Source organism: Saccharothrix sp. AJ9571, from assembly GCF_021725495.1.
Classification (GTDB): Bacteria; Actinomycetota; Actinomycetes; order Mycobacteriales; family Pseudonocardiaceae; genus Amycolatopsis; species Amycolatopsis magusensis.
The window spans coordinates 3,826,300-3,848,241 of sequence record NZ_CP091382.1; the positions used below are offsets into that span (position 1 = coordinate 3,826,300).

18 protein-coding genes are annotated in these 21,942 nt (G+C 70.5%); 12 read left to right on the plus strand and 6 right to left on the minus strand.

What is annotated here, in order from left to right; all coding sequences use genetic code 11:
* Nucleotides 1–32 precede the first annotated feature (32 nt).
* The 5 genes from dhaK to L3Q67_RS17400 all read left to right on the plus strand — a co-directional run bounded on the left by dhaK (nucleotide 33) and on the right by L3Q67_RS17400 (nucleotide 5,312).
* Nucleotides 33–1,034 carry a dihydroxyacetone kinase subunit DhaK gene (gene dhaK / locus L3Q67_RS17380; protein ID WP_499190486.1) on the plus strand — a complete coding sequence of 334 codons (1,002 nt, stop codon included), beginning with the start codon at nucleotides 33–35 and terminating at the stop codon, nucleotides 1,032–1,034.
* A 1-nt stretch (nucleotide 1,035) separates the two neighbouring features.
* A complete protein-coding gene (dhaL, locus tag L3Q67_RS17385; protein WP_499190487.1) occupies nucleotides 1,036–1,668 on the plus strand; it encodes a dihydroxyacetone kinase family protein in 633 nt (210 codons plus the stop codon).
* On the plus strand, nucleotides 1,665–2,339 hold the full coding sequence (dhaM, locus tag L3Q67_RS17390) for a dihydroxyacetone kinase phosphoryl donor subunit DhaM (RefSeq protein ID WP_499190488.1): 675 nt from the start codon (nucleotides 1,665–1,667) through the stop codon (nucleotides 2,337–2,339). The genes dhaL and dhaM overlap by 4 nt, the downstream gene beginning before the upstream one ends.
* A gap of 60 nt (nucleotides 2,340–2,399) precedes the next feature.
* A complete protein-coding gene (locus L3Q67_RS17395) occupies nucleotides 2,400–3,401 on the plus strand; it encodes a DUF3558 domain-containing protein (protein WP_499190489.1) in 1,002 nt (333 codons plus the stop codon).
* Nucleotides 3,402–3,539: 138 nt separating this feature from the next.
* Nucleotides 3,540–5,312, plus strand: coding sequence for a 3-hydroxyacyl-CoA dehydrogenase family protein (locus L3Q67_RS17400; RefSeq protein WP_499190490.1), 1,773 nt, complete (start codon nucleotides 3,540–3,542; stop codon nucleotides 5,310–5,312).
* Here the strand turns inward: L3Q67_RS17400 and L3Q67_RS17405 are convergent.
* The gene (locus L3Q67_RS17405) at nucleotides 5,309–5,518 is read right to left on the minus strand and encodes an FmdB family zinc ribbon protein (RefSeq protein ID WP_209662141.1); all 210 of its coding nucleotides are present in this window, start codon (nucleotides 5,516–5,518) and stop codon (nucleotides 5,309–5,311) included. The genes L3Q67_RS17400 and L3Q67_RS17405 overlap by 4 nt on opposite strands.
* On the opposite strand from L3Q67_RS17405, the gene L3Q67_RS17410 reads away from it, so the two are divergent.
* On the plus strand, nucleotides 5,517–6,683 hold the full coding sequence (locus L3Q67_RS17410; RefSeq protein WP_499190491.1) for an alkaline phosphatase family protein: 1,167 nt from the start codon (nucleotides 5,517–5,519) through the stop codon (nucleotides 6,681–6,683). The two genes, L3Q67_RS17405 and L3Q67_RS17410, sit on opposite strands and share 2 nt — an antisense overlap.
* On the opposite strand, the gene L3Q67_RS17415 is transcribed toward L3Q67_RS17410, so the two are convergent.
* Complete coding sequence (locus tag L3Q67_RS17415) at nucleotides 6,684–10,658, minus strand: discoidin domain-containing protein (protein WP_499190492.1); 3,975 nt, start codon at nucleotides 10,656–10,658, stop codon at nucleotides 6,684–6,686.
* Nucleotides 10,659–10,863: 205 nt separating this feature from the next.
* On the minus strand, nucleotides 10,864–11,439 hold the full coding sequence (locus L3Q67_RS17420; protein WP_499190493.1) for a class I SAM-dependent methyltransferase: 576 nt from the start codon (nucleotides 11,437–11,439) through the stop codon (nucleotides 10,864–10,866).
* A gap of 54 nt (nucleotides 11,440–11,493) precedes the next feature.
* Here L3Q67_RS17420 and L3Q67_RS17425 point away from each other — a divergent pair, with 54 nt between their 5' ends.
* The 3 genes from L3Q67_RS17425 to L3Q67_RS17435 are packed head-to-tail and all read left to right on the plus strand — an operon-like array spanning nucleotide 11,494 to nucleotide 13,333.
* Nucleotides 11,494–12,234: an AraC family transcriptional regulator gene (locus L3Q67_RS17425; RefSeq protein ID WP_499190494.1), complete on the plus strand. Its 741-nt coding sequence runs from the start codon at nucleotides 11,494–11,496 to the stop codon at nucleotides 12,232–12,234.
* A 23-nt stretch (nucleotides 12,235–12,257) separates the two neighbouring features.
* Nucleotides 12,258–12,557 (plus strand): Rv1322 family protein, encoded by a 300-nt coding sequence (locus L3Q67_RS17430; protein ID WP_499190495.1) that lies wholly within the window; start codon nucleotides 12,258–12,260, stop codon nucleotides 12,555–12,557.
* The gene (locus tag L3Q67_RS17435) at nucleotides 12,554–13,333 is read left to right on the plus strand and encodes an alpha/beta hydrolase (protein WP_499190496.1); all 780 of its coding nucleotides are present in this window, start codon (nucleotides 12,554–12,556) and stop codon (nucleotides 13,331–13,333) included. Before L3Q67_RS17430 ends, L3Q67_RS17435 begins: the two co-directional genes overlap by 4 nt.
* On the opposite strand, the gene L3Q67_RS17440 is transcribed toward L3Q67_RS17435, so the two are convergent.
* Together L3Q67_RS17440 and L3Q67_RS17445 are read right to left on the minus strand one after the other, a co-directional pair.
* Nucleotides 13,300–13,824, minus strand: coding sequence for a GNAT family N-acetyltransferase (locus L3Q67_RS17440; RefSeq protein WP_499190497.1), 525 nt, complete (start codon nucleotides 13,822–13,824; stop codon nucleotides 13,300–13,302). The two genes, L3Q67_RS17435 and L3Q67_RS17440, sit on opposite strands and share 34 nt — an antisense overlap.
* 101 nt (nucleotides 13,825–13,925) lie before the next feature.
* Complete coding sequence (locus tag L3Q67_RS17445) at nucleotides 13,926–14,639, minus strand: maleylpyruvate isomerase family mycothiol-dependent enzyme (RefSeq protein WP_499190498.1); 714 nt, start codon at nucleotides 14,637–14,639, stop codon at nucleotides 13,926–13,928.
* A 73-nt stretch (nucleotides 14,640–14,712) separates the two neighbouring features.
* Here L3Q67_RS17445 and L3Q67_RS17450 point away from each other — a divergent pair, with 73 nt between their 5' ends.
* Both L3Q67_RS17450 and L3Q67_RS17455 read left to right on the plus strand, forming a co-directional pair.
* On the plus strand, nucleotides 14,713–16,431 hold the full coding sequence (locus L3Q67_RS17450) for an NAD(+) synthetase (protein WP_499190499.1): 1,719 nt from the start codon (nucleotides 14,713–14,715) through the stop codon (nucleotides 16,429–16,431).
* A gap of 119 nt (nucleotides 16,432–16,550) precedes the next feature.
* Complete coding sequence (locus L3Q67_RS17455) at nucleotides 16,551–17,711, plus strand: PhoX family protein (RefSeq protein WP_499190500.1); 1,161 nt, start codon at nucleotides 16,551–16,553, stop codon at nucleotides 17,709–17,711.
* Between the two features lie 139 nt (nucleotides 17,712–17,850).
* Here the strand turns inward: L3Q67_RS17455 and secA2 are convergent, their stop codons facing one another.
* Nucleotides 17,851–20,187 carry a preprotein translocase subunit SecA gene (gene secA2, locus L3Q67_RS17460; protein ID WP_499190501.1) on the minus strand — a complete coding sequence of 779 codons (2,337 nt, stop codon included), beginning with the start codon at nucleotides 20,185–20,187 and terminating at the stop codon, nucleotides 17,851–17,853.
* A gap of 136 nt (nucleotides 20,188–20,323) precedes the next feature.
* Here secA2 and L3Q67_RS17465 point away from each other — a divergent pair, with 136 nt between their 5' ends.
* Nucleotides 20,324–21,892 (plus strand): alpha/beta hydrolase, encoded by a 1,569-nt coding sequence (locus L3Q67_RS17465; protein ID WP_499191561.1) that lies wholly within the window; start codon nucleotides 20,324–20,326, stop codon nucleotides 21,890–21,892.
* The last annotated feature ends 50 nt before the right edge of the window (nucleotides 21,893–21,942 follow it).

The window sequence follows — 21,942 nt, forward strand, 5'->3', positions numbered from 1 at the left end:
CCGCAGCGGTTTGTCCAGCGCGGGAGGCTCCGATGAAGAAGATCATCAACGACCCGGCCGACGTGGTCGTCGAATCACTGAGAGGCCTGGCCGCGGCGCATTCGGGCATCCTGCGGGTGGTCGAGGACCCGGCACTGGTGGTCCGGTCCGACGCGCCGGTGGACGGCAAGGTGGCGGTGATCTCCGGCGGCGGCTCCGGGCACGAGCCGCTGCACGGCGGGTTCGTCGGGCCGGGGATGCTCGACGCGGCCGTGCCGGGCCCGGTGTTCACCTCGCCGACGCCGGACGCGGTGCAGGCCGCCGTCGAAGCCACCACCTCCGCCGCGGGCGCGCTGCTGATCGTCAAGAACTACACCGGTGACGTGCTGAACTTCGAGACCGCCGCGGAGCTGGCCGGGGCGGAGGGCACCGAGGTGCGCAGCGTGGTGATCGACGACGACGTCGCGGTCGCCGACTCCACCTTCACCGCGGGCCGCCGCGGGGTGGGCGGCACCGTGCTGCTGGAGAAGATCGCCGGGGCCGCCGCCGAACGCCGGTACTCGCTCGACGACGTGGAGGCGGTCGCGCGCCGGGTGATCGGCCAGGTGCGCTCGATCGGCGTCGCGCTCACCCCGCCCACCGTGCCGCACGCCGGTGAGCCGAGCTTCACCCTGGCGGACGGCGAAATCGAGTTCGGCATCGGCATCCACGGCGAGCCCGGCCGCGAGCGGATCCCGGCCGAGCCCGCCGATCAGCTGGTGGCGCGCATGCTGGCGGCGATCACCGAGGACCTGCCCTTCGAACGCGGCGACCGGGTGCTGCTGTTCACCAACTCGATGGGCGGCACCCCGCAGGTCGAGTTGTACCTGGCGCACGGCATCGCCGAGCGGCTGCTCGCCGAGCAGGGCATCACCGTGGAACGACGCTTGGTCGGGCCGTACATCACCAGCCTGGAAATGCAGGGGATCAGTTTGACGCTGCTGAAACTGGACGACGAACTCGTGGAACTGTGGGACTCGTGGGTCAACACCCCGGCGCTGCGGTGGGGGGTCTGAGGTGGCCTGCGACGCGAACGGGACCGCCGGCGCGATCCGCGCGGCGGCCGCGGTGGTGACCGAGCACCGGACCGAGCTGATCGACCTGGACCGGGCGATCGGGGACGCCGACCACGGCGAGAACCTCAACCGCGGCTTCACCGCCGTGGTGTCCGCCTTGGACTCGGCGACCCCGGAAACGCCGGGCGCGGTGCTGAAGACCGTGGCCACCACGCTGATCTCGAAGGTCGGGGGAGCGGCCGGTCCCCTGTACGGCACGGCTTTCCTGCGGGCGGCCGCCGCGCTCGGTGATCGGTCCGAAGTGGACTTGGAGGGGCTGGTCGCCGCGCTGCGAGCCGGGCTGGAAGGCGTCAAGGCGCGGGGCAAGGCGGAGGTCGGCGACGCGACCATGGTCGACGCGCTGGCTCCCGCGCTCGAAGCGGCGGAGGACGCCGCGAAACAGGAGGGGGCCGACATCTCCACCGTCTTGATCGCCGCCGCGGACGCCGCGGACCGGGGTTGTGAGTCCACAGTGGACTTGGTGCCGCGCAAGGGCCGGGCGTCCTACCTCGGCGAGCGCGCGGTCGGCCACGCCGATCCGGGTGCGCGCTCGACCGCGCTGCTGCTGCGCGCGTTCGCGGAGGCCGCTCGATGAGCCGCGTGGGTCTGGTCCTGGTCTCGCACAGCGCCAAGCTGGCCGAGGGGGTGGCGGAACTGGCCGCCGAAATGGCGCCGGAGGTGACCGTGGTGCCCGCCGGTGGGCTGGCCGAGGGTGGTCTCGGCACGGACTACGACGCGGTGGTCGCCGCGGTGCAGCGGGCCGATTCGGGCAGCGGTGTGGTGCTGCTCTACGACATCGGCAGCGCGCAGATGACCGCCGAACTGGCCACCGAATCGCTCGCCGACCCGAACGCCGCGGTGGTGGCGGACGCACCGCTCGTGGAAGGCGCGATCGCGGCCGCGGTCGCCGCGCAGGGCGGTGCCGACCGGACAGCGGTGGTTTATGCCGCCGCGTCGGCGGGTGCCGCGCCGGATCTGGCGGAAGCCGCCCAGAGCCCGGCGGAGGAGACCGCGGAGCTGACCCTGCGCAACGACGTCGGCCTGCACGCCCGTCCGGCCGCGTTGCTCGCGCGCACGCTGGCCGACGTGGACGCCGAAGTCCGGGTGCGCCTGGGCGACTCCGAGGTCGACGCGCGCAGCGTGCTCGGCCTCATGTCGCTGGGTGCCCGCCAGGGCGACACCCTGCACCTCGACGCCCGCGGTGCCCAAGCCGCCGAGGCCATCCGCCGCGCGAAGGAACTGGTGGAGACGAACTTCGGCGAATAGTGTCCGAAACGGTGTAATTGCCGTCCGTCAACGGGTTCCGGGCGCGCTAGCGTTTTGCGCATGTGGAGAAACCGGGCTCGTCGGGCGGCCGGAATTCTGGTCCTGGTTACGCTGCTCAGCGGTTGTGGGAGCACGATAATCGGCAAGCCGTCGCCGGATCAGGCGGCGCTGGCACAGGTCGAGGACGAGCGTTCGCCGCTCACCGCGGCCGCGGCCTTCGGGGACTACACCACGATCGACTACTGCTCGCTGATGGACGCGGCCGCGCTCGGCCGGACGGCCGAAGTGGTGGACCCACCGCGTGTTTCCCTGGACAACTGCATCGCCAAGGTGAAGGTCGACGGCCAGGAGGCCGACCTGGCGGTCGGCTCGGTGCTCGACGAGCAGGCGCGCAGCGAGTACACGACCACCACCACCGAGGTCACCGGCGGGCCGGAGCTCAAGCGCCGGCTCACCATCGAAAAGCCGTCCAGTGAGTACGACGGCAGTTGCTACCGCTACCTCGTCTTCGCCGACGAATCCAGCCTGCAGGCCAACATCAACAGTCTCAGCACCAGCGGTACCGACCTGGCCCCCGAGCGGCTGTGCCCGCTGCTGGAGGACGCGCTGGAGCACGCCGCGTCCGTGGTGGTGGAAAAGCGCGTGGGACACCTCAGCTTCCCGGCGGGCTCGCTCGGTTCGATCGACGCCTGCTCGGTCGTCACCGATGCCGAGATCGGTGCCCACCTCGGCTCCACCCAGACCGCCCGCCGGACGCTGACCAAGCACAGCTGCCGCTGGGGCCGCACCGGCGACGACTACGTGTCGCTGTACTTCTCCGTCGACCCGCCGGCACCCGCCGGTGCCGGTTACGTGCCGGAGACGCTGGGCGGGCGCCAGGCCATGGTGTGGACGGGCAGCGGCAGCTACTGCTCGGTGCAGGTCGCGCTCAAGCCGTGGCCGGGCGCGACTAAGGGCGAGGCGGAAACCGCGTCGATCTTCGTTTCGATGTACAGCGGTGGTGACCCGTGTGCGGTCATGCGCAACGTGGCGAACACGGTGCTGCCTCGCCTGCCGGCGTGAGCCTTCCCCCATCTTGCTCGATCCCGAACTGCCTTCGTGCCATTCCCGTGTCACTATCGGTGCTCTTACCGGCGAGTAACCGTGACATTGCCCGGGGGACGACCCCCGGGCCCCCGAAGAGCCAGTGGAGGCCCCATCGTGGCACGCGAGTTCTCGAGCGTAGGAGTGGTCGGACTGGGCACCATGGGCGCCGGCATCGCCGAGGTGCTCGCCCGCAGCGGGCTGGACGTGATCGCCGTCGAGGTGGACGAAGCCGGGATCACCAGGGGCCGCGGCCACCTGGAGCACTCGACCTCGCGGGCGCTGGCCGGGGGGAAGCTGACCGGAGATGAGCACGCCGCCCTGCTCGGCCGCGTGCGGTGCACCACCTCGCTCGCCGAACTCGCCGACGTGGATCTGGTGATCGAGGCCGTGCCCGAGAACCTCCGGTTGAAGGCGGAGGTCTTCGCCCAGCTCGACGGGATCACCAAGCCGGAGGCGATCCTGGCGTCGAACACCTCGTCGTTGTCGGTGACCGAGATCGGTGTGCACACCTCGCGGCCGGGCAAGGTGGTCGGGCTGCACTTCTTCAACCCGGCGCCGGTGCTGAACTTCGTCGAAGTGGTGCGGACCGTGGTCACCGAGCCGGACGTGGTGACCGACGTGGTGGCACTGGCGCGGCGGCTCGGCAAGGAGCCGGTGGTCACCGGTGACCGCGCCGGGTTCATCGCGAACGCGCTGCTCTTCGGCTACCTGAACCACGCCGTGCGGATGTACGAAGCGCGCTACGCCACCCGCGAGGACCTGGACGCGGCGATGCGCTTCGGCTGCGGGTACCCGATGGGCCCGCTCGCGCTGCTGGACCTGATCGGGCTGGACACCGCCTACGAGATCCTCGAATCGATGTACCGGCAGTCGCGCAACCCGCTGCACGCGCCGGCCCCGCTGCTCAAGCAGATGATCACCGCCGGGCTGCTCGGCCGGAAGTCGGGCCGCGGTTTCTACACCTACGAGGCGCCGGACTCGCCGGTGGTGACGGACAGCGCGGCCCCCGAGGAATCCACAGTGGACATCTCGCCGCGCGAGGTGCGGGTGGTCGGCGTGGTCGGCACCGGCACGATGGCCACCGGCATCGCCGAAGTCTTCGCCAAGCGCGGTTTCGACGTGGTGCTGCGCGCTCGCAGCGAGGAGAAGGCGCAGGCCGCGCTGGGCAAGGTCGGCAAGTCGCTGGACCGGCAGGTGAAGAAGGGGCGGGTCAGCGCCGAGGACGCCGCGGCCGCGCTGGGCCGCATCCGGCCAGCGGTGGAGTTCGCCGAACTCGCCGACGTGGACCTGGTGATCGAGGCGGTCGCCGAGGAACTCGAGGTCAAGCGCGCGGTGTTCGCCGCGCTGGACGAGGCGGTCAAGCCGGGCGCGATCCTGGCCACGACCACCTCCTCGCTGCCGGTGATCGAGTGCGCCGCGGCCACCGCCCGCCCGAGCGAGGTCCTGGGCCTGCACTTCTTCAACCCGGCGCCGGTGATGAAGCTGGTCGAGGTGGTGAACACGATCGCCACCGCGCCGGAGGTGGTCGCCACCGCGCACGCGATCTGCCAGGCGGTCGGCAAGCACCCGGTGCACTGCGGTGACCGCGCCGGGTTCATCGTCAACGCGCTGCTGTTCCCGTACCTGAACGACGCGGTGAAGATGCTGGAGGCGCACTACGCCGAGTCGGCCGACATCGACACCGCGATGAAGGTCGGCTGCGGCCTGCCGATGGGCCCGTTCGAGCTGCTCGACGTGGTCGGGCTGGACGTCTCACTGGCCATCCAGCGCACCCTGTACAACGAGTTCCGCGAGGCCGGGTACGCGCCGGCGCCGCTGCTGGAACACCTGGTCACCGCGGGCAGGCTCGGCCGCAAGACCGGCAAGGGCTTCCGCGACTACACCTAGGAACAGCACCCGCCGCCGCAGCAGCCGCCACCGGACGCGGCGGGGGCGGGGGCGGCGGACGAGCCGGTCAGCGCGACCGTGGTCAGCAGCTTCACCGTGTCGGCGTGCCCGCCGGGGCAGGGCGCCGGGGCACCGGACTCGGCCATCGGGCGTGCCAGCTCGAAGGTCTCGGTGCATTCCCGGCAGCGGTAGGCGTAGGTCGGCATGCCGTCCATTATCGCGGCCGGGTGCCCGAGGTGGGAAGCTGGCGTCGTGCTGACCGAACTCCCGCACCTGTCCCAGGTGGTGCCCTCCGCCCTCGCCGCGCTCGGGGTCGGCGGCTTCGACGACACGCTCGGCTTCGGCGAGGCGTCCGCCGTCTGCGTGCTGCTGGTCGACGGCCTCGGCTGGGAGCTGCTGAAGGCGCACCCCGAGGACGCGCCCGTGCTGAACGAGCTCCACTCCTCGCAGCTGCGCGTCGGCTACCCCTCGACGACCGCCGCCGGGCTGGCCGCCATCGGCACCGGGCTGTCGTCGGGGGAGCACGGCATGGTCGGATACACCTTCGAGGTGCCCGGCGCCGGCGTGCTGAACGCGTTGCGCTGGTGCAGCCACGACGACGGCGGTGATCTGCGTGGCACGCTGCCGCCGGAGGAGGTCCAGCCGCTGCCGACCACCTTCGCCCGCGCCGCCGCGGCCGGGGTGCGCACCAGCGTGGTCTCCGAGGCGAAGTTCGCCGATTCGGCGTTGACGCACGCGGTGCAGCGTGGCGCGCGGTACCGCGGTGTGCACGCGCTCGGCGACCTGGCCGCCCGCACGCTCGACGCGCTCGGTGAACCCCGCAGCTTCTGCTACTCGTACCACAGCGAACTGGATTTCCTCGGCCACGTCTACGGTCCGGGCTCGGTCGCGTGGCGGATGCAGCTGCGCCAGGTCGACCGGCTGGTTGAGTCCATTGTGGAGGGGCTGCCGCCGGGTGCGTTGCTGGCGGTGGTCGCCGACCACGGCATGGTGCTGATCGACGAGAAGATCGACATCGACGAGACGCCGGAACTGCTCGCCGGCGTCCGGGCGATCGGCGGGGAGACGCGTGCCAGGCACGTCTACGCCGAAGAAGGTGCCGAGGCCGAGGTAGTGGCCGCTTGGCGGGAAATCCTCGGCGATCGGGCGTGGGTGTACAGCCGTGAGGAAGCCATCGAGCGCGGATTGTTCGGCACGCGCGTCAGCGATCGGGTGCGGCCGCGGATCGGCAACGTGGTCGCCGCCGCGAAGCACTCGTTCGGCATGGTGCGCGAACTGGCGGAGGCGGTGGAGTCTTCACTGCTGGGGCAGCACGGCTCGCTGACCACCGCGGAGCAGCTGGTGCCGCTCGCGGTGGCCGGCGGGCGCTAGCTACGGGTTCAGCACGATCTTGAACCCGGGTGTGGTGTTGCGGATGTCGATGTGGTTGTCGCTCAGCTTCAGGTTGTCGAAGGTGGCCGTGCCGACAGCCGGGCCTTCACCCGGTTCCGGCAACTCGTTCGCCCAGATCCCGAAGCCCGACTTCGCCTCGAACTCGTCACCGCTCAGCCGCGCGCCGCTGATGCTGACGTTGGTGAACACGGTGTCCTGCACCGGGTTCAGCGGCTGCCCGCCGACGTAGTCCGTCTGGAACATGATGCCGTGGTAGGTCGGGTCCACGATGTCCACATCGGACACGCGGATGCCGGTGAAGGTCTTCGACGCCGAGTACAGCCAGATCCCGGGGAAGGTCTGCGTCCCCCAGAAGTGACCACCGGCCCGCACCACCGAGATGTTCTGGAAGTTCGTCGGCCGCGGTCCGAACCCGTGCATGGGATAACCGAAGTCGAGCGAGGAGATGGTGATGGCCGAGTAGGTCAGCGTGTCCGCGAGGTAGAGGTTGCGGAAGGTGTTGTCGTACCCGCCGTAGACCGCCAGTCCCGCGGCCCGCCACGGCAGGATCGCGGTCAGGTTCTCGTAGACGTTGCCGAACTGGTTGCCCGGGTTGTTGTCGGTGGCGGCGAACAGGGCGAAGCTGTCGTCACCGGTGGAGCGGGCCTCGTTGTTGCTGACGTGGTTCCCGGTGCTGCCGTTGGTGAAGTTGAGCCCGTCGGCGAACAGGTCCCGCAGCCGCGAGTCGTACACCCTGGTGTTGTCGGTGTTCGACCCCCAGAGCAGGCACATCTGGTGCTCCACCCAGAGTTCGTCGATGGTCATGTCCGACACGTTGGAGAAGTCGAACACCTTGCCCGGTCCGTCGTTGCGCGAGGTGTAGTTGCCGAACACGGCGAACTTCGAGAACTTCGAGCCGTTCGCGGAGGCCTCGCCGCGGAAGCCGATGTCGGTGTTCTCCAGGTTCGCCGGAGCGGTGAACCGGGTGAACCAGGCACCGGCGCCGACCACGTCGACCGCCTTGCCGTAGACCTGGAACTTGTTCGAGGTCGGGTAGTCCCCGGCGGGCAGGTAGACGCCGGTGAGCGTGCCGGTGGTGTCCATCCGCACCTTGTCCAGCGCGTTCTGCACGTCCTGGTGGGTGAACCCGGCGGGCACGGTGTAGCGGGCCGGGTCCGGGTTCGCCTGCGGGGCCACCTGTTCGAAGTCGACGAAATCGATGGCGTACCGCGAGGTGTTCGCGGCGTCCTTCTGCAGCTTGATCTTGCTGCCCGCGGGGACCGTGGTGCCCAGCAGCGTGCTCGCCTCGTCGTAGATGTGCCGCGGTCCGCCCGCGCCGGGGCTGTTGCCGGGACCGGCCTCGGGACCGTAGAGCCACGCGTGCTTCGAGCTCAGCGTGATCGGCTTGAGGAAGGTGCTGTTGACGTAGACGTTCAGCGTGGCGGTGATGCCGCCACCGCCCGGTGCGTCCGGGATGGAGAAGCGGGTGACGAGCGTGTTCGTGCTCGCCCTGGTGGTGAATTCGACGGCGCTGCCGGTGTTGTCGAGCGTCACCGCCCGCCGCCCGGACGCCTCGCCCGCGAGGTGGCCGATGGTCCGGTTCGGGCCGACCACCGCGGCACCGCCGCTCACGACGGCGTCTTCGGCTTCGACCGTCTCGTAGGGCATGTTCGCCCCGCGCCCGACGAACATCGGCTGGCTCGTGGTGTTGTTCGCCCGCTTGACCGGGAGTTCGTTGGCGTCCCCGGCGAGCACGGTCTTCACCGTGTACTTGCCGTTGACCGCGGGCCAGCTGCCCAGCGCGACCGGCGCGGTGGTGGCGCCGGGGGCGATCGCGCCGGTGTGGGCGCCGGTGAACGTGCGCACCACGGCACCGGTGGTGCTGTCGGTGACGGTCAGGGTGATGCCGTGCGAGCCACCCGCCGACGCGACCGTGCCCTGGTTCTTGATCGCCACCGAGAAGTTGACCGCGGTTCCGGCCGCCGGATTGCCCGGTGTCCAGGCGGCCGGCGAGGCGACCAGGTCGGAACTGGCGACAGCCGTCACCACGAGCGGCGACGGGCTGCTGAAGGCGTTGTCGGCCTCGTTCTGCTCGATGACCTTGTTGCCTTCGTCGACCTTGGCGCTGAGCGGATGACTGCCCGCGTCACGCTGGCCGATGTTCGCCGAAACGGTCGCCGACGCACCTGCGGCCAGCGTGCCGACCTGTGCCGTGCCTGCCTTCGCGGTGCCGAGGTAGAGGTTGACGTCAGTGGCCGCGGACGGGCTCAGACCGGTGTTGCGCACGGTCGCGGAGACGGTCACCGCGTCGGTTTCCACCGGGTTCGCCGGGGTCCAGGACAGGCCGGTGACGGACAGGTCCGGGTTCGGCGCGGGCACACCGAGCGCCTGGAATTCGGCGACCTGCCCGGAAGGCGCCCCGGAGTTCGCGGTGATCCGGAGGCGGACGTCGGCCACGCGCGCGGTCAGCGGGATGGTCACCGAATTGCCGCCGGCCGGGTCGAAGGCGTACGACTTCGCGGCGGCGAGCGTGGTGAACCCCGTCGCGGCCTGCTCGCGGCCTTCCACCGCGATCGTCTGCGTGCGGCCGGCCCAGATCGGGTCCGGGTTGAGCTTGACCACCACCGAATCCAGGTCCGCGTTGGACCCGAGGTTGACCGTCAGCAGGCTCGGGTAGGCGCCGCCTTCCCAGTAGGTGGCGGTGTTGTTGTCGTTCGCGTTCGCGGCGACGAAGGAGTGCACGGTCGACGACGCGGTGATCGGCTTGCCCACGGCGAGGTTCGCGCCCGCGGCCGTGCCGCCCCTGGTCACCGTGTTGCTGTTCGCCGACTGGTTCCCGGCGGCGTCCTTGGCCCGCACGAAGTAGGCGATCGTGGTGCCCGCCGGCTGGTTGTCGGTGTGGGTCAGTACGGTGCCCGGGAGGCTGGTGCGCAGGATCCCGTTGGCGTAGACGTCGTAGCCGGTCACGCCCACGTTGTCGGTGGCGGCGGTCCAGGTGAGCCGGATCTGGCCGGTGCCGGGCTCGGTGAACGCGAGGTCCGACGGCGCGCCAGGGGCCTGAGTGTCCCCTGTGGACGGTCCGGACACGGTGAGTTCGCTGAGCTGACCGGCGGGCCAGCCGGTGTTCGCGGTGATCTGCACCCGCACGTGGCGCACGGTCGCGGTGGTGAAGTCGATGGTCACGGTGTTGCCGCCGGTGGGGGTGAAGACCTTGCCGGAGGAGGCGGCGAGATCGGTGAAGTCGGTGCCGTTGCTGCTGCCGCGCACACTCAACGTCTGCGTCCGCGTGCCCCAGCCGCTCGGGAGTTTCAATTCCACCCGGCTGGTGGGGACAGCAGCCCCGAGGTCGGCTTGGAGCCAATGCGGAATGGCGTTGTCCGCACTTTCCCAATAGGTCGCCGCGTTGCCGTCCCCGGCATTGCTCGCCGGGTATTCGCCGTGCGCACTGCTCGCGGTGAGCGTGGTGGCGAGCGGGGTGAATTCGGCGGGCCGGGCCTCGATTTCGGCCAGCTGCGCGACCGGGGCGGCGGAATTCGCGGTGATTTCCACGCGGAGGAACCGGGCGACGGTCGGGGCGAAGCCGATCCGGACGGTGTTCTGCTCGGCGGGGGTGAACGCGTGCTCCGCCGCGGTGGTGATGGTCGAGAACCCGGTGCCGTCGGAGCCGGCTTGCAGGCTGAGCGTCTGCTTCCGGGCGGAGAAGTCGCCGGGGAGTTTCAGCGTCACCTGGTCGACGCTGCGTTCGGCGCCCAGGTCCAGTTGTGCCCATTGCGGCAGGCCGGCGCTGCTTTCCCAGTAGGTGTCCTGATCCCCGTCGTTGAACTTCGAAGCGGCGGCGGGTGCACTGCTGGCCTGCGCGGCCGCGGCGGTGCCGCTGATCGCCGGTAGCACCGCCGTGGGCGCGGCCACCAGCAACGCGGCCACGGCCAGGCTCGTCGCGCGGGGTCGTCGTCTTGAACTCACCAGAACCGTCATCACCGAGGGGACCTCTCCGTTGAGGGGGCGATCGAGCGGGTTATTCCTGGAGGCTGCCTACTTTTCACGAGTCAATGTCAACTTTTTGCGCAGAGCTGTTCAAGAGTTGCAGACGGTCTGATGAGAGTCAACGGGCGCAGCAGAACGGCGCCCCAGGCGGACCTGGGACGCCGTTCTCGTGGTGGGAGCCGGTCTGGCTTCGGGGCTAGTTCCGGGGCTTGACCGCGCGCCAGCGCTGCTGGCGTCCATCCGGGTTGGCCACTTCGACCTGCTCGAAGCCGGCCGCCGCGAGCCGCCGGGGGAGCGACTCATGGGGGATCGGGTTGTAGGTGTCGCCGAGGTGGACCAGCCGGAACACCAGCCGGTGCACGCCGTCGCTCCCGGCGAACACCCCGCCGGGCCGCAGCACGCGGAACGCTTCGGCGAACAGCCGGTCCTGCTGGGCCGCGGTCGGCACGTGGTGCAGCATGGTGAAGCAGACGACCGAGCTGAACTCGTCGTCGGGCAACGGCATCGCCGTCCCGTCACCGTGGATGACCTTCGCGCGGGCACCGTGGCCGCGTTCGAGGTCCCGCGCCATCCGTTCGTCGATCTCCAGTGCGGTCAGGCTCGGCACCCGGTCCACCAGCACACGCAGGTTCGCGCCGTAGCCGGGCCCGATCTCCAGCGCGTGGTCACCGAGTTCGACGTCCTCGAGCGACCACGGCAGCATCTCCTCCTCGACGAGCTTCGCCCACTTTTCGGAACTGCACAGCCGCCGGTGGTACCAGTTCATCGCCATGCGCCGACGTTAGGGCGGTTCCGGCCTGGCCGGAAGGCGATAGGCTGCCAAGCCATGTCGCTGAACCGACAGCCCGAGGCGATGCTGTTCGGCCACTTCGACCTCCCTTCGGGCACCTGGCTCGACTGGCACGTCCACCCCGACCACCACCAGCTCGCCTGGGCGGCGCGCGGGGTGGTCGCGGTGAACGTCGGCTCGGCGCACTGGGTGCTGCCGCCCGCGCGGGCGCTGTGGGTGCCCGCCGGTACGCGGCACCGCACCGGCTCCAGCGGGAACGCCGTGCTGCGCGGGATCTTCATGGACGCCGCGCAGTCGCCGGTCTCGTGGCAGGCACCCCGGCTCGTGCGCGTGCGCCCACTGCTGCGCGAGTTGCTCGACCACCTGACCGCCGGCGGGCTCGCCGAGGACGCCCGCCGCCGCGCCGAAGCGGTCGCGTTCGACCTGATCGAACCCGTACCGGTGACGCCCATCAGCGTGCCGCTGCCGACGGACGCGCGGGCGCGCCGGGTCGCCGAAGCGCTGATCGCCGAGCCCGCCGACGACCGCACGCTCGACCGGTTCGGCCGCGAGGTGGGCGCGAGCGAGCGCACCCTGGCCCGCCTGTTCCTCACCGAAACCCGGCTCAGCTTCGGCCGGTGGCGCACCCAGGTCCGGCTGCGCGCGTCGCTGCCCCTGCTCGCCGACGGCATGCCACTGGCAGGCGTGGCCGACCGCGTCGGCTACTCGTCACCGAGCGCCTTCGTCGCCGCCTTCCGTCGCGCGGTCGGCGTGCCGCCCGGCCGGTACTTCGGCTGACCAAGGCGGATACCGTGATCCGCGTGCCTCGACGCAACAAGCCCTCGCGCGGCCCCGTGAGCCCGCCGGCCCGTGAACTGGGCGGCGCGACGGGCTGGGCCGGCAGGGAGACCGGCGCCGACGGCGACTGGCTCGTCCGCTCGGTCCCGGGCGCGCAGGCGACCAAGTTCTACCGGTGCCCCGGCTGCGACCACGAGATCCGCCCCGGCGTGCCCCACGTGGTGGTGTGGCCCGCCGACGGGACCGGCTCGGTGACCGACCGGCGGCATTGGCACCGTCCCTGCTGGGACGCCAGAGCGAGAAGGAGGCCCGGCCGGTGGTGAGGATCGGACCGAACACCCTGCTCCCCGCGCGGCGCGAGGCGGTGACGCTGCACACCGAGGACGGCCTCCGGCTGGTCGGCGAGCTCGCACTGCCCGCCGATCGCGCACCCGTGGCGACCGTGGTGCTGCTGCACCCGCTGCCCACGCACGGCGGCATGATGGACTCGCACGTCCTGCGCAAGGCCGCCTTCCGCCTGCCGGCCCTGGCCGGGCTCGCGGTGCTGCGGTTCAACACGCGCGGCGCGGCCAGCGAAGCCGGGCGCAGCGAGGGCACCTTCGGCGCGGCCGAAGGCGAACGCCTCGACGTCGCGGCCGCACTCGACTTCGTCCGGGCCCGGGAGCTACCCCGGGTCTGGCTGGCCGGCTGGTCGTTCGGCAGCGACCTCGCGCTCATGCACGGCCTCGGCGAAGCCCCAGCCGAGGACCCGGCCCAAGACCTCGTCCATGGCCTCGTGCTGATCGCACCCCCGTTGCGCTGGAGCAGCCCGGAGCAGCGGGCCGCCTGGGCACCGACGGGCAAGCCGGTGGTGGCGCTGGTGCCGGAGTTCGACGACTACCGGCTGCCCGACGACGTGCGCGAAGGCTGCGCGATGATCCCGCAGGCACGGGTGATCACCCTGCCCGACGCCGGTCACCTGCTGGTCGGCCACGCGGACGCGGTGCTCGACCACCTGGTCTCCGTCGTCGCCCCGGAAACGCCCACGCCGCTGCCGCGGGACTGGGACGGCGACTGCGAGAACCGTCAGGTGTCCATTGTGGACAGTGAGCGGCGGTAGTGGGTTGACCGCTGTCCTTGGTAGTCCTCCTCCAGGTAGGGCGTGAAGCCGAGTTTCTCGGCCACCCGCCGGGACGGTTCGTTGATCAGTGCCACGGAGATCACCACCGGACGGTCGGGCAGCGCGCGCTCTGCCCACTCGACCGCGGCCCGCGCCATTTCGGTGGCGTAGCCCTTCCCCCAGCTCTGCGGGCGGAAGCGGTAGTACAGGTTCACCAGTTGCTCGTCGTGCATTTCCTTCGACTGCACGCCACCCACCCCGGCGACCTCGCCCGTCGCGGCCTCGACGACGGCGAAGTAGCCGTAGCCGTGCTCTTCCCAGTGCGAGAGCCAGTACTCGAACTGCTTGCCCGCCTGCCTGACGTCCGGCGGGTCGGGGTTGAAGCGGTTCGTCTCCGGATCGGACTGGATGCGCACGACGGCCTCCCGGTCGTACTGGCGCAACGGACGCAGGATGAGGCGCTCGGTGTGGATGGCGTGGAACGTGGTCACTTCGCGACCGTAACCCGCGGGTCCGACAGGTCCGGCCCAAGTGCAGGATCTTGTAGTTTCAGCTCACCCCAGAACGGCCTGCTGACGGCCGGAAGCCCAGGTCAGTTCGTGTGGGCTGACTTGAGCAGGCGCGCCAGCACGGCCGGGTCGCCGAAGGTTTCCACGGCTGAGACGTCCCGGCGCTGCCACAGCAGGAGCAGCAGGTCCGAGGCGCTCGCCCGCGCCGCCGCCGCGCCCTTCCCGTGTTCCCGCGTGACCTGCCAGCCGCCGCCGTCGTGCGCGATGGTCCATTCGCCCGGCCCGTCCGTGGCGTGCAGGTGCACCGAGCCGCCCAGGTCCTCCGCCGGGGAGTCGTGCAGGAAGTGCGTGAGGAACTCGTCGATCCCGTCCACCGCGAGGTCCCGGCCGATCGGCTCGTCCCGGCCCGCCGCGAGCAGCGCGTCCCAGGCGTGGACCGCGGCTTCGTGCGCCATCCGGCGCTGGACGAACCCGGCCGTCTTGTCCGCCGACCAGGTCCAGACCGGCTTCGACGGGTCCGCCCGCCGGACCGCTTCGACCAGGTGGCGCAGGTTGTCCGCGTACCGGTCGAGCAGCTCGTCCTCGGCGGGCCGCTTCGGCTCCAGGTAGTTATCCGGCCCGCTGACCAGCCCGCTCAACTGCAGCCGCCAGAAGTAGAAGACCTCGCAGGTGTGCCACACCAGGTCCGCCACCGTCCAGTCCGGACAGCTCGGCACCGGTCTGCTCAGTTCGGTGGCCGCCGCGGCCAGCGTGGTGCCGTAGTGCGCCAGCTCGGCGGTGTACTGCTCTCGGTTCATCCGGCAACCCTATTGGGCGCGGAGTTGAGCACACCTGGTCGCCGGGCGGGCCCGCGTGCGCGAGAATGGCGCAATGCCGCAACTGCGCCTCGCCTTGGCCCAGGTCAACCCCACTGTCGGGGACCTCGCCGGGAACGCCGACCAGACCGTCGAGTGGACGCGCAAGGCCGTCGAGGCCGGTGCCCACGTGGTGGTTTTCCCCGAGATGTCGCTGACCGGGTACCCGGTCGAGGACCTGTCCCTGCGCAAGACCTTCGCCGAAGCCTCCCGCGCGAAGGTGGACGAAGTGGCCGCGCGGCTGAACGAGGCCGGGTGCGGTGAGGTGCTGGTCTACGTCGGCTACCTCGACCTGGACGAGGCCGGGCCGCGGGACGCCGCGGCCGCGCTGTACCGGGGCGAGGTCGTGGCCAGGCAGTTCAAGCACCACCTGCCCAACTACGGCGTGTTCGACGAGCACCGCTACTTCAAGCCGGGCACCACGCTCGACGTGGTCCGCTACCACGGCATCGACATCGGCATGGTCATCTGCGAGGACATCTGGCAGGACGGCGGCCCGATCGCCGCGCTGGGCAAGGCCGGGGTGGACCTGGTGGTGGCGCCGAATGCCTCGCCGTACGAACGGTCCAAGGACGACATCCGCCTGCCGCTGATCGCCCGCCGCGCCGCCGAGGCCGGTGCGCCCCTGGTCTACACCAACCAGGTCGGTGGTCAGGACGACCTGGTCTTCGACGGTGACTCCATCGTGGTCGCCGCGGACGGCAGGCTGCTGGCGCGCGCCCCGCAGTTCACCGAGCACCTGCTCGTGCTGGACATGGACATCGAGGCGGGCGGGCACGCCGCCGACGGCGAACTGGCCGGGCTGCACGTCCACCGCCGGGTGCTCTCGCCGGACCCGCTGCCCGCCTACGAACCCCTCGCCGAGCCGCCGGTCAGCGAGCCGCTCGCGGACGAGGCGGAGGTGTGGTCGGCCCTGGTCGTCGGCCTGCGGGACTACGTGCACAAGAACGGTTTCCGCTCGGTCATCTTCGGCTTCTCCGGCGGGATCGACTCGGCCGTGGTGGCCGCGCTCGCCGCCGACGCCCTCGGTGGTGACGCGGTCCACGGCGTCTCGATGCCGTCGAAGTACTCCTCGGAGCACTCGCGCTCCGACGCCGCCGAACTGGCCCGCCGCATCGGCGCGCACTTCCGCGTGGAGCCGGTCGAGGACATGGTCAAGATCTACGTCGACCAGCTGAAGCTGACCGGGCTGGCCGAGGAGAACATCCAGGCAAGGACCCGGGGCATGCTGCTGATGGCACTGTCCAATTTGGACGGTCACCTGGTGCTGGCCACCGGCAACAAGACCGAGCTGGCGGTGGGGTACTCGACCATCTACGGCGACGCCGTCGGCGGCTTCGCGCCGATCAAGGACGTGTTCAAGACGCACGTGTGGCAGCTGGCCCGCTGGCGCAACGCCGAAGCCGAGAAACGCGGCGAGACCCCGCCGATCCCGGAGAACTCGATCAGCAAGCCGCCGTCCGCGGAGCTGCGCCCGGACCAGCTCGACTCGGATTCGCTGCCGGACTACGCCCTGCTCGACGACATCCTGGACGACTACGTCGAGGGCGACCGCGGCTTCGCCGACCTGCTCGCCGCCGGCTTCGACGCCGAGGTGATCGACCGCGTGGTCCGGATGGTCGACAAGGCCGAGTACAAGCGCCGCCAGTACCCGCCGGGCACGAAGATCACCTTCAAGGCCTTCGGCCGCGACCGCCGCCTGCCCATCACCAACTCCTGGCGCGAGGTGCACTGACTGCGCCTTTAGCCGGGAGTTCACCGCCGGTCCCTGTACCCGGTGAGCGCGTTTCCGTAGCGTCCGGTGGGTTCCCCCACCACCCTGCGGAACCCTGCGAAACTCATCGGAGGCACAGCGTGTCGACCCTCAAGAGGCGTAACTTCCTGCGCGCGGCAGTACTCGGCGCGGGGGTCACGGCGTTCGGCAACACCTTCACCCCCTCGGCACTGGCGAACCCCGCCCAGAACGGCCCCAGCCCGTACGGCCCGCTCCAGGCCGCCGACGCCAACGGCATCCAGCTCCCGGCCGGGTTCACCAGCCGGATCGTGGCCCGCTCGCGGCAGAAGGTCGCCGGTTACACCTGGCACGACGCCCCGGACGGCGGTGCGGTCTTCGCCGACGGCAGCGGCTGGATCTACGTGTCCAACTCCGAGATCCCGCTCGGCGGCGGTGCCAGCGCGCTGAAGTTCGACGCGAACGGCACCATCACCGGCGCCTACCGCGTGCTGTCGAACACCCGCGTCAACTGCGCCGGGGGCGCGACCCCGTGGAAGACCTGGCTGTCCTGCGAAGAGGTCGACCGCGGTTACGTCTACGAATGCGACCCGTGGGGCGTCAAAGCGGCGATCCGGCGGCCGGCGATGGGGCAGTTCAAGCACGAAGCCGCCGCGGCGGACCCGGTGCGCAAGGCCGTCTACCTGACCGAGGACGTCTCCGACGGCTGCCTCTACCGCTTCCTGCCGACCACCTGGGGTGACCTCTCCGCGGGCAAGCTCCAGGTGCTGCGCGCGGGCACCGCCACCTCCGGCTCGTTCACCTGGGCCGATGTGCCCGACGTCGACGGCTCGCCGACCGCGACCCGCAACCAGGTCTCCGGCGCGAAGCGGTTCAACGGCGGCGAGGGCCTGCACTACGCCAACGACACCGCGTGGTTCACCACCAAGGGCGACAACCGCCTGTGGCAGCTGAACCTGGCGGACAACACCTACGAACTGGCCTACGACGACTCGCTGGTGAGCCCCGGCAGCCCGCCGCTGACCGGCGTGGACAACGTGACCGGCACGGCTTCGGGTGACCTCTTCGTCGCCGAAGACGGCGGCAACATGGAGATCTGCGTGCTCACGCCGAACGACGTGGTCGCGCCCTTCCTGCGGATCAACGGCCAGAGCGGCTCGGAGATCTGCGGCCCGGCGTTCACCCCGGCCGGGAACCGGCTGTACTTCTCGTCGCAGCGCGGCACCACCGGCTCCACCTCGGGCGGCATCACCTACGAGGTAACCGGCCCCTTCCGCAGCTGACACCTGCGAGGTCGCGCCGTTCACTGGAGTGAGGTGCCCCGGGTCGCCCCAGCGGCCTGGGGTGCCTCACTCCAGTGAACGGGTCAAAAGCGACCTCGCCGCCGCGCCGGAGGCGCGGCCGAAGACTCAATCCTTAGACTCAATCCTTCTTGCGGCGGAGCAGGCTCCGCACCTTCTTCAGCGCCTGCTCGGCGTCGGAGTCGAACGGGTTGTCGTGCACCAGGTAGGTCCACGTCGAGGTCGCCCGCCGGACCCCGGAGGCCGCGAGGTCGATGCCGTTCTCGGTGATCTCGCCCTCCTCCAGCGTGGCGATCGAGCGCTTCTCCGTCTCCGGGATGATCTTGTGGAACTCCGGGATCGCCGCGCGGTGGAACTCGTCGAGCGGGGTCTCCCTGGCCAGCGCGCGCAGGTGGATGCTTTCGCGCACGTCGGTCAGGAAGGCCAGGTGGTCCGACCACAGCTCGTCGATGTGGAACAACGCGATCTCGCGGCAGATCCGCGCCACCTTCTCCTCGTCGTCCACCGCATCGGACAGCTCCTTGAACTTCTCCGGCGCGCCCTTCTCCAGCTGCTCCTTGGCCAGGTCGGTGCGCAGGAGCTTGTCGCGGTGCGCCAGCAGTTCGGTGCGCTGCCGCTCGATCAGCCGCGTGTAGCGCCAGGTGTTGCGGTGGATCTCCAGGTCGACGCCCTCGGCCACGCGCTGGGCGTGCTTGATCTGCCGGTGCGCGGCGACGTCGGTGATCTCGCCGGTCTCGTCGTCGGAGTCGATGCCCTCGGGGATGTCCGGCGCGTTCTGCAGCACCAGGTCGTCGTTGAGGCTGGCGAAGAAGATCGAGCTGCCCGGGTCGCCCTGGCGCCCGGCGCGGCCACGCAGCTGGTCGTCGAGCCTGCTGCTCGGGTAGCGCGCGGTGCCGATGACGTGCAGCCCGCCCAGCTCGGCGACGCGCTCGCGGTCCTTGCCGTCCTTGCCACCCAGCCGGATGTCGGTACCGCGACCGGCCATCTGGGTGGACACGGTGACCGCGCCGAACCGGCCCGCGTCCGCGATGATCTCCGCTTCTTCGGCGTCGTTGCGCGCGTTCAGCACCACGCTTTCGAGGCCGACCTTCGACAGCTTCTCGGCCAGCTCCTCGGACTCGGCCACGTCCTGGGTGCCGACCAGGATCGGCTGCCCGGTCTCGTGCACCCGCGCGATCTCCTCCTCGATCGCGCGCAGCTTCTGCGACGGCGAGGCGAAGATGCGGTCCTTGGCGTCCTCGCGGACGTTCTCCGTGTTCGGCGGGATGACCGCCACCTCGAGCTTGTAGAACTCGCGCAACTGCTCGGCCACCGCCACCGCGGTACCGGTCATGCCCGCGACGTGCGGGTACCGCGCCATCAGCGCCTGCACGGTGATCGAGTCCAGGATCTCGCCGCGATCCGACGGCGGCACCTGCTCCTTGGCCTCGACCGCGGCCTGCAGCCCGTCCGGCCAGCGCTGGAGCTCGGCGACCCGCCCGCGGGAGGCGTTGATCAGCTGCACCTTGCCGTCGCGCACCAGGTAGTCGACGTCCCGCTCGAGCAGCGCGTGCGCGTGCAGCGCCACGTTCACCGCGGCCAGGCGGTCCTGCCCGGCGCCGGACTCGCCGTAGAGGTCGATGCCGCCGAGCGACTTCTCCACCACCGAGGACCCGGCCGTGGTCAGCCAGGCGTTGCGGCCGTCCTTGTCGGTCTCGTAGTGCAGCCCGAGACGCAGCCGCCGGACGACGTTGGCCACCTCTTCGTCGGCCTGGCCCGCGTCCACCGAACCGGCCATCACCAGCGGCACCCTGGCCTCGTCGACCAGCACGGAGTCCGCCTCGTCGATGATCGCGACCTCGGGGTCCGGCTGGACCAGTTCGTCGGGGTCGGTGACCAGGCGGTCGCGCAGCATGTCGAAGCCGATCTCGCTGACCGCGCCGTAGGTGACCTCGGCGTGGTAGGCCTCGCGGCGCTCCTCACGGGTGCGCGACGGCTCCACCCAGCCGACGGAGACACCCAGGAGGTCGAAAATGGGTTTCATCCATTCGGCGTCACGACGGGCCAGGTAGTCGTTGACCGTGACCACGTGCACGCGCTTGCCCTGCAGCGCGTAACCCGCCGCGGCGAGCGCGCCGGCCAGTGTCTTGCCCTCACCGGTGGCCATCTGCACGACGTGCCCGGTGAGCAGGCCCAGGGTGCCGAGCACCTGGACGTCGAAGGCGCGTTCGTCGAGCGCCCGGCGGGCCGCCTCACGACCCAGCGCACCCAGCTCGACGAGCTGGTCGTCGCCCCACTTCTCCACCTCGCGCAGCTTCGCCGCGGTCTCGGTCAACTCCTCGTCGGAAAGCTTTTCGATCTCCGGTTCCCGCTTTTCGACGGCGGGCAGGAGGGCCTCGTACCGGGTCAGTTCCACGCTGGCCGGCCGCTGGATGATCCTGCGCAACCGTTTGCCGACCCGGCTCATCAACGCTGCCACCCGTGCTCTCCTCTGTCGTGTCGCGCCCAGCGGGCGTTGTTCCGCTTGCCCAACGCGGCCCTACCGCGTCCGAGTTCCGCTCTTCGGTGCTGGCACCATCGTCGAGGTGCGCCGACTCGAACGCTACCGGTCCAAGCTGGGCCTTGTCCTCGTCCTAACGTCGCTACCGGTCGTTCTGGCCGCTTGTTCCACCGAGGCTGAACCACCGCGGCCGGTGACCGAAACGAAAGGACCGGCGGGTCCGGTTCCCGCCGGTCTCGAAAAGTTCTACGCGCAGCCCTTGAGCTGGGGCGACTGTGCACCCTACGCGACAACGACGAGCACGAAGACGGCCTTTGGGGTGAAGGGTGTCGAATGCGCCCGGCTCACCGTGCCGCTCGACTACGCCGCGCCGCAGGGCGAAACGATCACCATCGGCGTGCTGCGGCACCGGTCCGAAGGCGGGGAGCGCATCGGATCGCTGCTGTTCAACCCGGGTGGACCGGGGGCGTCCGGCATGGCGGCGGTGGCCAGCATGACCGAGTCCTCCGCCGAGCTGACCGCGCGCTTCGACCTGGTGGGCTTCGACCCGCGGGGCGTCGGCGCGAGCCAGCCGCAGGTGCGCTGCCTGACCGACGGCGAACGCGACGCCGAGCGCGCCGACGACATCGAAACCGACGGTTCGCCGGAAGGCGTGCAGGCGCAGGAGGAGGAGAGCCGGGCCTTCGCCGAGCGTTGCGCCGAACGCACCGACCACCACGACGCCATGCTCGCGAACGTCGGCACCAGGGACGTCGTCAAGGACATGGACGTGCTCAAGTCCGCCCTCGGCGACGCGAAACTTTCGTACGTCGGCTATTCCTACGGCACGCGCATCGGGTCCACCTACGCGGAGACCTTCCCGCAGAACGTCCGCGCGATGGTGCTCGACGGCGCCCTCGACCCCGAGCAGGACCCGGTCGAATCGCTGGTCGCGCAGGGGCAGGGCTTCGGCAAGGCGTTCGACGAGTTCGTGAAGTGGTGCGTGACCGAGCAGGACTGCTCGCTCGGCGTTGACGCGGCGGGCGCCACGAAGGCCTACCAGGACCTGACCCGCCCGCTCATCGACAACAAGGCCGCCGTCGGCGACGGCCGTCTGCTCTCCTACGAGGACGCGACCACCGCGACCGTGCAGGCGCTCTACAGCGAGCAACTTTGGGACACCCTGAACAGCGGACTCAACGCACTGAAGAGCGGGAACGGCGGCACGCTGATGAAGCTCGCCGACACCTACAACGAGCGCGGGTCGGACGGCAGGTACTCGACCACGCAGGACGCGTTCACCGCGATCCGCTGCGTCGACGACCCGCGCGTCACGGACAAGGCGAAGATCCTCGAGTCGCAGGAGCGGTACATGCAGGTCGCGCCCTTCCTCGACGACGGGCGACCGGACGGCGCCGCGCTCGATTCGTGCGCGTTCTGGCCCGCGCCGAACACCTCCGAGCCGCACACGCCGAACGTCGAAGGCGTGCCGCCGGTGCTGGTGATCTCGACGACGAACGACCCCGCGACCCCGTACGACGCCGGCGTGAACCTGGCCAAGGGCATGCGGGGCGCGCTGCTCACCTTCGAAGGCACCCAGCACACGGTCTTCCTGCAGGGGATCCAGTGCGTGGACAAGGCGGGCGAGGACTACCTGGTCGACGGCACACTGCCACCGGAGGGCACCCGCTGCACGGGAAGGTGAATCGATCTTCACCCCGTGGGGTGAAGTCGCGCACTGCGCCGAACGGGGGT